The 10155-nt window shown below is 65.7% G+C and carries 7 protein-coding genes and 1 pseudogene; 4 read left to right on the top strand and 4 right to left on the bottom strand.

The window, feature by feature from the left end; genetic code table 11:
• The 3 genes and pseudogenes from NUU27_RS23690 to NUU27_RS23680 form a co-directional block, all read right to left on the bottom strand.
• Positions 1-2208 (bottom strand): annotated as a pseudogene (locus NUU27_RS23690) (hypothetical protein); the annotation flags it as partial.
• A gap of 110 nt (positions 2209-2318) precedes the next feature.
• The gene (gene argS, locus NUU27_RS23685; protein WP_257764766.1) at positions 2319-4076 is read right to left on the bottom strand and encodes an arginine--tRNA ligase; all 1758 of its coding nucleotides are present in this window, start codon (positions 4074-4076) and stop codon (positions 2319-2321) included.
• 70 nt (positions 4077-4146) lie between these two features.
• Positions 4147-5370, bottom strand: coding sequence for a deoxyguanosinetriphosphate triphosphohydrolase (locus NUU27_RS23680; protein ID WP_257764765.1), 1224 nt, complete (start codon positions 5368-5370; stop codon positions 4147-4149).
• A 115-nt stretch (positions 5371-5485) separates the two neighbouring features.
• On the opposite strand from NUU27_RS23680, the gene erpA reads away from it, so the two are divergent.
• Both erpA and NUU27_RS23670 read left to right on the top strand, forming a co-directional pair.
• Entirely contained in the window at positions 5486-5836 is a 351-nt protein-coding gene (gene erpA / locus NUU27_RS23675) for an iron-sulfur cluster insertion protein ErpA (protein WP_257764764.1), read from the top strand.
• Positions 5837-6003: 167 nt separating this feature from the next.
• Complete coding sequence (locus NUU27_RS23670; RefSeq protein WP_257764763.1) at positions 6004-6438, top strand: cupin domain-containing protein; 435 nt, start codon at positions 6004-6006, stop codon at positions 6436-6438.
• A gap of 53 nt (positions 6439-6491) precedes the next feature.
• On the opposite strand, the gene NUU27_RS23665 is transcribed toward NUU27_RS23670, so the two are convergent.
• Positions 6492-7877 (bottom strand): uracil-xanthine permease family protein, encoded by a 1386-nt coding sequence (locus tag NUU27_RS23665; protein ID WP_257764762.1) that lies wholly within the window; start codon positions 7875-7877, stop codon positions 6492-6494.
• 265 nt (positions 7878-8142) lie between these two features.
• Between NUU27_RS23665 and NUU27_RS23660 the strand changes: the two genes are divergently transcribed.
• Together NUU27_RS23660 and xth are read left to right on the top strand one after the other, a co-directional pair.
• Positions 8143-9237 (top strand): polysaccharide deacetylase family protein, encoded by a 1095-nt coding sequence (locus NUU27_RS23660; RefSeq protein ID WP_257764761.1) that lies wholly within the window; start codon positions 8143-8145, stop codon positions 9235-9237.
• 67 nt (positions 9238-9304) lie between these two features.
• The gene (gene xth / locus NUU27_RS23655) at positions 9305-10096 is read left to right on the top strand and encodes an exodeoxyribonuclease III (RefSeq protein WP_257764760.1); all 792 of its coding nucleotides are present in this window, start codon (positions 9305-9307) and stop codon (positions 10094-10096) included.
• Positions 10097-10155: the final 59 nt, after the last annotated feature.

Here is a 10155-nt window from a genome sequence, read left to right as displayed (position 1 = left end):
AGGAGCGTTCCCCGCTGCAGCCTGGGTCAGTGCCTGGACCTCGGAAGCCGGCGGGGACTGCGTCGCGGGAGCCTGTGCCTCGGCCTGTGCAGCCGGAGCCGGTGCGACAGGATCGGCGGCGGGCGCCGCAGTGCTGGCGGCGGGCTGAGCGGGGGCCGGATCCTCGCGCGGCACCAGCGTGCCGTCGGGCCGCACGACCATGGTGCGGACCCGACGCGGCGCCATGGCCGTCACCGGTTCGTCCTGGCCTTCCGCCTGCGGCTCGGCAGCCGACGTCAGGCGTTCCTCGGACTTCGGCACGGAGGCCTCGGCCTGCGGAGCGGGCACCTCGACCGGCTCTTCGACCGTCGTGACGAGCCGCTCCTGCGCGGGAGCGCTGTTCAGCTCGGCGCCGGAAACCCGTTGATAGACCTGGTTATCCTGGTTCGGCACCTGCTGGCCGCCCGGGTTCTCGGGCTTGACCTTCACCGGATCGGGGTCGGCGCGCACGAGAGCAGGCGTTTCCGCATCGCTGCCGCCGCTGCTGAAGGCAAAGGCAGCGATCGCACCAAGCACGGCAACGCCGCCGATAGCAGCCGCGGCCATCAGGCCGCGCCTGCTCCTTGCCTGCGCTGGACGGGCCCGCATGGCAGCGCCGAGCGGCGCCGCAGCGGCAGCGACGGCGAGATCGTCGTCCTGCTGCCCCTGCCAGCGGGGCTCTTCCGCTGAATAATAAGCGGCATCGGTCGCAAGGCCGGCATCCGCGTCGGACTCATCGTCCGGATGGAGCTCGTCGCCGAACGCCTCGTCGAACTCGAAGTCTTCCTCCGCCGTCTCTTCATGGCGCAGGGCGACCGAGGCATATTCATCGTGCATGAGCGACGTGTCATGCGCAGCAGGCTTCTGCGGCTCGACGGGCGCTTCGGGATCGCCGAAGGCGCGCGCAAGAGCGAGCTCGAGATCGTCCGCCGGTGTCTCGGAGGTCGGTTCCGGCTCGCTGACGAATTCGGGAATGTGGCGCGTTTCCTCGACCGGAATGCGCTCGCCCGGAACATCGACCGTGTCGATGAGCGGCGGGCCGGCATGGGTGGCCTCGTCCGGCCGGTGCCAGAAATGATGCTCCGCCTCCTCGGCAACCGGTTCTTCGGCCTGCGGCGCCTCCTCGTCCGTCAACGTCCAATCGACGGCTTCATCGACATCGTCGGCGGCGGCATGGGCGGCCGGTTCCTCCTCCGCCGCATCGGCCGGCATGAAGCTCTGCGGGCCGAACTCGGCCTCGAACTCCGCCGCGAGATCGAAGGGAGCCGCGGCACCGTTCCGATCCTCGGCGATCGTCTCCTTGGCGCGCTTGGCGACCGAATCGGCAAAGGCCTGAGGCGACATGTACTGGCTCGGCAACGCGTTCTCCGCGTGCGGAGCGACCTCATCGAGATCGTCGGCCATCGGCACGTCGTCGAAGAACACGTCCTCGACCGCATCGTCCTGAGCGGCTCGCAGGTCCGCACCGGCCTCGCCGTCAGCCGCGGCCGCATCGTCCGTCGCTTCCTCCTCAAAGGATTGGACGAACTCCTCCGCAACCGGGTCGGCCGCCTCGTCTTCTGCCGCCGGTTCGGTGAAATCGGCATCGAGCTCGGCCCAGTCGGCCTGCTGGAACGCGAAATCCACGTCCTCCGGCGCTTCGTCCTGATGCCGCGAAGAAGGGGCCTCGGCATCCTCGGCGGAAGCGGTTTCGGCGACGCGCATGAAGTCGTATTCGGACGCCTCGAAGCCGCGGGCGATTTCCTCGTTCAGCCAATCGACGTCCTGCGCCGACGCTTCCTCAGGCTGCCAGGCCGGAGATTCCGCCTCTTCGGCGGAGGAGGCCAGTTCGTCCTCGAAGCTGGCGGCAAAGCTGGCGTCGAGCTCGTCGGACAGATCCTGCACCACGTCCGCCGGAGCTTCCGCGGCCGGCTCCTGTTCCGGCGCATTGAAGCGCCAGTCGTCCTGGGCGGGACGCCATGAATCGTCAGCGGCCTCGGCCTGCGGCTCCTCGTCGGAGAAGGCCGACAGGTCGCCAAGCAGTTCGTTTTCCAATTCCAGTGCCAGATCGTCGCCAGCCAGATCCTCTTCGGATTTGCGCGCATTCGCACGCAGCGGGTCATGACCGATGATCCGGGTCAATTCCGCAAACGGATCATCGTCCGTTAGGCCAGCAATGTCTGCACGTTGGGTCGAGCTATGGTCTGCCATGCTATCTTCCGCACTCACACTCGGTCGGACGCCGGCGACGTCACAACTGTTGCACCTACCAGCGCAATGTGGGCAAAAGGTGACAGACTGTTATACCTGAAATCAGGTGATCAACGCATCTCCGAAGGCGCTTCCGCCCCGATCAACGCCAGTCCCGATGTCAGTACATCGCAAACCGCCTGCACCAGCCCTAGTCTGGCGTAGGTCAATTCTGGGGCGTTAACCTTAACAAAGCGTAAGTCGTCCGTTTCGGCCCCGCGATTCCACTGTGCGTGGAAGACGCTGGCAAGATCATAGAGATAGAAAGCCAGCCTGTGCGGCTCCATCGCCTGGGCGGCGCCCTCGATGAGACGCGGGTACTCGGCAAGCTTGCGGACCAGCGCCATTTCCCCCTCGTCGGTGAGCAGGGAAAGCGATGCGCGCATGTCGGCGCGCTCGAACGTCTCGACGCCGAGCTGCTCGCGCGCCTGGCGGAACGCCGAGTGGCAGCGTGCCGATGCATACTGCACGTAGAACACCGGATTGTCCTTCGATTGCTCCGTCACCTTGGCGAAGTCGAAATCGAGCGGTGCGTCGTTCTTGCGGTAGAGCATCATGAAGCGGATGGGATCGCGGCCGACCTCATCGACGACATCCCGCAGGGTGACGAACTCCCCTGCCCGCTTCGACATGCGCACCGGCTCGCCGGCACGGAACAGCCTGACGAGCTGGCACAGGAGCACGGTCAGCTCCAGATCGTCGCCGGCGATGGCCCGCGCCACGGCCTGCAGCCGCTTGACGTAGCCGCTGTGGTCGGCACCCAGAATGTAGATCAGATGCGAGAAGCCGCGGTCGACCTTGTTCTTCATATAGGCGACGTCGGCGGCGAAATAGGTGAACGAGCCGTCCGACTTCATCAGCGGGCGGTCGATGTCGTCGCCCACCGCCGTCGAGCGGAACAGGGTCTGCTCGCGGTCTTCCCAATCCTCCGGCTTCTGCCCCTTGGGCGGCGGTAGCTTGCCCTTGTAGACATGGCCCTTCATCGTCAGGTCGTTGATCGCCGAGCGGATCGTCGCGCCGTTTCCGGCATGCATCGAGCGCTCGGAGAAGAAGACGTCGTGCTTGATGTTGAGCGCCGCCAGATCGTCGCGGATCATCGCCATCATCATGTCGATGGTCCTGTCCTTGACGATCGCCATCGCATCGAGGGCCGGCATTTCGAGCAGCTTCGTGCCGTATTCTTCGGCCAGCGCCTTGCCGACGGGAACGAGATAATCTCCCGGATAGAGCCCGGTGGGGATTTCGCCGATCTTCTCGCCCAGCGCCTCGCGATAGCGCAGCATGACCGACTGGCCGAGCACGTCGATCTGCACGCCGGCATCATTGATGTAGTACTCGCGCGTCACGTCATAGCCGGCGAAGGCCATCAGATTGGCCAGCGCATCGCCCACCACTGCGCCGCGGCAGTGCCCCACATGCATCGGCCCGGTCGGATTGGCCGACACATATTCGACGTTGATCTTCTCGCCCTTGCCGAGCGCGGAGCGCCCGTAATCGGTGCCGAGGTCGAGCATCTCGCCGAGACGCGCCTGCCAGAAGCCGTCGCTGAGCTTAAGGTTCACGAAACCGGGGCCGGCAACGCTCACGCCCGCCACGTCCGGATCGCTCTCGAACGCCGCTGCGATCTTCTCGCCGAGCGCGCGCGGATTCTCGCCCACCGCCTTCGCCAGAACCATGGCCGCGTTGGTCGCCACGTCGCCGTGGCTCGGATCACGCGGCGGCTCGACCGCGATGCGCGACAGATCGAGCGCCTCGCCATCGGCGGCACGCAGTCCGAGGGATTCGACGGTCTTCAACACCCGATCGGTGAAATCGGCAAAGATGTTCATGGACAATGTCCTGAAAAATGCATCGGCAATTCATGGTGCAACGGCCCGCCGGGCCGGAACGCCGTTCGCACTAGCCCAATTCAGGGGTGCGGTCAAACAGCCGCCGGTGTTCCTTCATCGCGTAGGTGTCGGTCATGCCCGCCAGGAAATCGGCCACGTGACGCGCCTTGACGGCCTCATCGCAGCGGTCGAGCCCCTCGCGCCAGCCCTCGGGCATGGCGCGCGGATCGGCGAAATAGACGTCGAACAATTCGCGCACGATCTGCTCGGCCTGGCTGCGTATGGCGACCACCGCCTTGTGGCGATAGAGATTGGCATAGAGGAAGGCCTTCAGCTCCTTCTCCTCCGCCTGCATGCGGGACGAGAACGTCACCACGGTGTGGCCCGCATCGTGAATGTCGGCGGGGCTTTGCGGGTTCACCGCTTCGAGATGTTGCCGCGCCGTGACGATCACGTCCTCGACCATCGCCGTGATCTGACGGCGCATCAGCTCATGGCCGCGCCGCACGGGATCCAGATCGGGATAGCGCTGCGACACGGTTTTCAGAATGCGCCCCGGCAGGGTGACGCCGGCGAGCATGTCGAGGGTCAGAAGACCCGATCGAAGCCCGTCATCGATGTCATGGGCGTTGTAGGCGATGTCGTCGGCGATCGCCGCGCACTGCGCCTCGATGCCGGCATGGCGCCACAGTTCCAGGTCGTGCCGTGCCACATAATCGAGGATCGGCTGCGGCACCGGCTTTCCGTCGAGCCCTACACCGTCCCGGTCCGTCAGCGGGCCGTTGTGCTTGACGAGGCCTTCGAGCGTTTCCCAGGTGAGGTTGAGCCCGTCGAACTCGGCGTAGCGCCGCTCGAGCTCGGTGACGATGCGCAGCGACTGCGCATTGTGGTCGAAGCCGCCCCAACGGGCCATGCGCTCGGCCAGCGCGTCCTCGCCCGTATGGCCGAACGGCGTGTGGCCGAAATCGTGAACGAGGGCGATCGCCTCGGCGAGATCCTCGTCGCCCCTGAGGGCGCGCGCCAGGGCTCGGGCGATCTGCGCCACCTCGATCGTATGGGTGAGCCGCGTGCGGTAATGGTCGCCCTCATGGGCGATGAAGACCTGCGTCTTGTGCTTCAGGCGGCGGAAGGCAGTCGAATGGATGATGCGGTCGCGGTCGCGCTGGAACGGCGTGCGCGTCGGGCTCTCCGCTTCGGCGACGAGGCGCCCGCGCGAGGCGGCCGGATCGGTCGCATAGGCGGCGCGCGGCCGGTAACCGAAGCCGATATCCCGCAAAGCCTGGTCGTCCTGCATGCTCCGCCGCTTTCCCGGCACAAAACCCAACCGTCGCACTCCGGTTGACTTGCCGCCCACGGCTTCATACCTATTCCATGAGCAAGAACGCAAGGTGACCGTCAGGACAAGCACCATGGGCATGGACGCCGGAATCGAGATGAAAAGCGTCGAATTGACCGATGCGGCGGCGCGGCGCATCGCCGCCATCCTCAAGGACGAGCCCGGCAAGATCGCCCTGCGCGTCGCCGTCGAGGGCGGCGGCTGCTCGGGCTTTTCCTACACGTTCGATCTGGTCGATGCCCGCAATGCGGACGACCTTGCCATCGAGAAGGACGGGGCGACCGTCCTGATCGACGACCTGTCGCTGGTCTATATGGGTGGCTCGGTGATCGATTTCGTCGACGATCTGATCGGCCAGTCCTTCCAGATCAAGAATCCCAATGCCGTCGCCTCCTGCGGTTGCGGCACCAGCTTCTCCATCTGATTCGACCGACGGAAGACCGACGGAAAGCCGGCTCCAGCCCGGGGCCGCAGGCTTGCGTGCCCGGTGCGCCAAAGCAGCTTCAGTCTTTTTCTTGACAAAAACACTCAGCTTGTGATCGTTGCGCGCCCTCGGGCGTTTTTTTAATTTGTTATGATAGGTTATTGATAATGAAGAATATAAGGTCGATCGCGACGGTGGCCATCCTGCTCGCTGCGTTCTCCCCAAGCCTGACATTTGCAGAGCAGCAGACGAAACAGGACTATCAGCGTGTCGTGAAGGTGACCGACACGGAAAAGACGGTACTCGGCCAGCAGATCCTGTATCCCGTCGGACAGGCCAAGATCACGACCCTCATCGTCACGCTGCAACCCGGCGAGGAAACCGGCCGGCACCTGCACGCGGTGCCGATCGTCGGATACATCCTCGAAGGGGAAGTGGCGATCACCTATGAAGGCGAGGAAGAAAAGGTCTTCCGCGCTGGAGACGGCTTCGTGGAAGCTGTCCATTCCTGGCACAATGGCCGCGCCGTCGGCGACAAGCCCGTCCGCATCCTGGCCGTCTTCCTTGGATCGGAGAACGTTCCCGCCGTGACCCGCCCCTGAACGGCTTCTGCCGAACCTAGGAGCCGCCGGATGCCGGCGGCTCCTTCGACGTTTCAGGCGCTTTCTTCGCCCGCTGCCTCCTCGGGCAGCACGAGGTTGAGCACGATCGCCAGGAAGGCGGCCGGCAACAGGCCGGAAGTGAGCAGGATCTGCGCCGTCTGCGGCAGGTGCTGGAGCGCGCCTGGCTCGAGCTGCAGGCCGAGGCCGACCGACAGCGCCACGGCAAAGATGACCATGTTGCGGCGGTTCCAGCGCACGTCTGACAGCATGTTGATGCCGGCCGCGGCGACCATGCCGAACATCACGATCACGCCGCCGCCGAGCACGGTGATCGGCACCGTCGAGATGATCGCGCCCACCTTCGGAATGAGGCCGCAGACGATCAGGAAGATCGCCCCGTAGGTGACCACGTGGCGGCTCATGACGCCGGTCATCGAGATCAGGCCGACATTCTGGCTGAACGACGTGTTGGGCAGCCCGCCGAACACGCCGGCCACCGCCGTGCCGAGGCCGTCGGCATAGGTGGCGCCGGAGATCTCCTTCTCCGTCGCCTCGCGCCCGGCGCCGCCCTTGGTGATGCCGGACACGTCGCCGACCGTCTCGATCGCCGATACGACGGCCATGAAGCACATGCCGAGAATGGCCGGAGCGGAGAGTTCAAAGCCCCATTTGAACGGCACCGGCATGGCCACCCAGCCGGCATTGCCCACATTGCCGAAGCTGACCATGCCCATGGCGAGCGCCACGAGATAGCCGGCGACAAGGCCGAGCAGCACGGCAGCGATCGACCACATGCCCTTGGCGAAGAACTTCAGGAGCAGGGTGACGACGACCACGACGAGCGCAACGCTCCAATTGGCCAGGCTGCCATATTCCGGCTTGCCGATCAGCGGCACGCCGCCGGCCGAATACTGGATGCCGACGCGGATCAGCGACAGCCCGATCATCAGCACGATCAGGCCGGTCACCAGCGGCGGCAGCGCGAAGCGCAGACGCCCGACGACGCTGCCGAGGCAGAAATGGAAGATGCCGCCGATCACCACGCCGCCCATCAGGGCCGACATCGCGCCAACCCCCTGTCCGGCGACGACCGGGATCATCACCGGCAGGAAGGCGAAGCTGGTGCCCTGGACGATCGGCAGGCGTCCGCCCACCGGCCCCATGCCGATGGTCTGGAACAGCGTGGCGATGCCGGCGAACAGCATCGACATCTGGATCATGTAGATGAGATTGGGGAAATCGGGCGAGTTGGACCCGAAGCCGAAGCCGGCCGCACCGGCCACGATGATCGCCGGCGTCACGTTCGAGACGAACATCGCCAATACATGCTGGATGCCGAGCGGCACGGCCTGCATCAACGGCGGAGTGTAATCGGGATTGCGCAGATCCGCCTGCGTCAGCGCGCCGGCGTTGCCGCCGGGCAGAGTGGTCTCGGTCATTGTCGTTCCCCTGTCTTCCGCATCCCCGCGGAATCTTGTTATCCGCGAAGCATCCGCGATAAATGACGGGCCATCTATCAAGAAATTTTTGAAAGTCAGCCAAATATTCACCAACATTCGCCGCCGGCCGGCAAGCATGGCCGCCGCGAATCGATTTGTTCAGCTTTTCCTGCTTGGATCGGCCTGCGACCGGCGCATCCGCACGGCGCGCCGGAACGGCAGCTCCGCCTCTCCGGCCATCACAGCGAACGGCACCTGATACGGCATGATCCCGTTGCAAGCTCTCAAGAGATCTGCGCGCTACGAGCTCATCCGGGCCGGCCTCGAATGCACCGCCCTGCTCGGCCTGGCGGGCATCGGCCGCGGCTCGGGCGGGCGCGGCGCGATCTTCACCCTGCACCATGTCGATCCGGCGCCAGTTGCCCGCGGCGCACCCAATGGCTGGCTGACGGTCACGCCGCACTTCCTCGACCAGGCGATCCGCGCCGCGATCGATTGCGGCCTGACCCCGGTCGCGCTCGACGATCTGCCGGCGCGCCTGGCGGACCCGCAGGACAAGGCGCGTTACGTTTCCTTCACGCTCGACGACGGCTACCGCGACAATGCCGTCCACGCCGCCCCGGTCTTCCGCCGCCACGGCGTTCCCTACACCATCTTCGTCACCGCCGGCTTCGTTGAGCGCAGCCGCTCCATCTGGTGGAAAACCGTCGAGGAGATCGTCGCCACCGCCGAGGAGATCGACTTCGCCTTCGCCGACGGGCAGCGCCGGATCGAGACCAAAACCCAGTTGCAGAAGATCGCTGCATTCGATCGGCTCTCCGCCTTCGTCCTCGATGCCGAAGACGAGGATGCGGCGATTGCAGCGGTCGACGCGCTGGCCATGCGCCACGGCATCGATCCGCTCGGCATCACCGAGCGCGAGACGATGGGCATCGAGGACCTGCGCACGCTGGCCCGCGATCCGCTCGCCCGCTTCGGCGCCCACACGCTCACCCACGCCAATCTGCGGCGCCTCGACGCCGCCCGCCTGGAGCGCGAATTGTCCGGCTCGGCCGACGCGGTCGAACGCTATACCGGCAGGCGGCCGACAAGCTTCGCCTATCCCTACGGCCATCGCGCGGCGGTCGGAGGACGGGAAATCGCCGCCGCCCGGGATGCCGGCTTCGCCGCCGCCGTGACCACCATGCCGAGCCTGATCGGCAGCACCGCTCCCGAACATCCGACGGCGCTCGGTCGCGTTTCGCTGAACGGTCTTTATCAAAGGCGGCGCTACGTGCGGGCGCTCCTGAGCGGCCTGCCGTTCGAACTGCGCCGCCTGGCCCGTGGCGGCCCGTCCAGGGACGGCATGGACTGTCAGTAACCTCCGCGCGCCGGTTGCGGGCCGGGAGCGTCCACCCTAAAGAAGGACAGATGCGCAAGAGGCTCCCATGAAGATCGCAACCTGGAACATCAACGGCGTCAAGGCGCGCATTGACAATCTTCTGCACTGGCTGGGCGAAGCTTCGCCCGACATCGCCTGCCTGCAGGAAATCAAGTCCGTCGATGAACAGTTCCCGCGCGAGGCCGTCGAGGCGCTTGGTTATCACGTGGAGACCCATGGCCAGAAGGGCTTCAACGGCGTCGCCCTTCTTTCGAAGCTGCGCTTCGACGAGGTCAATCGCGGTCTGCCCGGCGACGACGGCGACGAGCAGGCGCGTTTCATCGAGGGCGTGTTCTCGACCAACCGCGGCGCCCTGCGCGTCGTCTCGCTGTATCTGCCCAACGGCAATCCGGTCGACAGCGAGAAATTCCCCTACAAGCTCGGTTGGATGAAGCGTCTGGAGCTCTGGAGCGCCGCGCGCCTGAAGCTCGAGGAGCCGCTGGTCCTTGCCGGCGACTACAACGTCATTCCCGAGCCGGAAGACGCAAGGCATCCCGAGGCCTGGGTGGGCGACGCGCTTTTCCGTCCCGAAAGCCGGCAGGCGTTCCGCCGCCTCAAGGGGCTCGGCCTCACCGATGCGCTGCGCGCGGTGAACGGCGACGACGGCGTCTACACCTTCTGGGATTACCAGGGCGGCGCCTGGCAGAAGAACAACGGCATCCGCATCGATCACCTGATGCTGTCGCCGGAGGCCGCCGACCATCTGGTCTCGGTGGCGGTCGACAAGCACACCCGGGCCTGGGAAAAGCCCTCCGACCACGTTCCGGTGGTGCTCGAACTGGACCTCGAACAGTCCTGATTTCAGCTCGTAATCCGCGCAGGGCTCCGAACCCGGGTCGACGCGACCTCCGTTGACCT

This window comes from Nitratireductor sp. ZSWI3 (genome assembly GCF_024655565.1).
Classification (GTDB): Bacteria; Pseudomonadota; Alphaproteobacteria; order Rhizobiales; family Rhizobiaceae; genus Nitratireductor.
The sequence above is the reverse complement of the archived record's forward strand: the minus strand, read 5'-3'. Positions and strand labels throughout refer to the sequence as shown.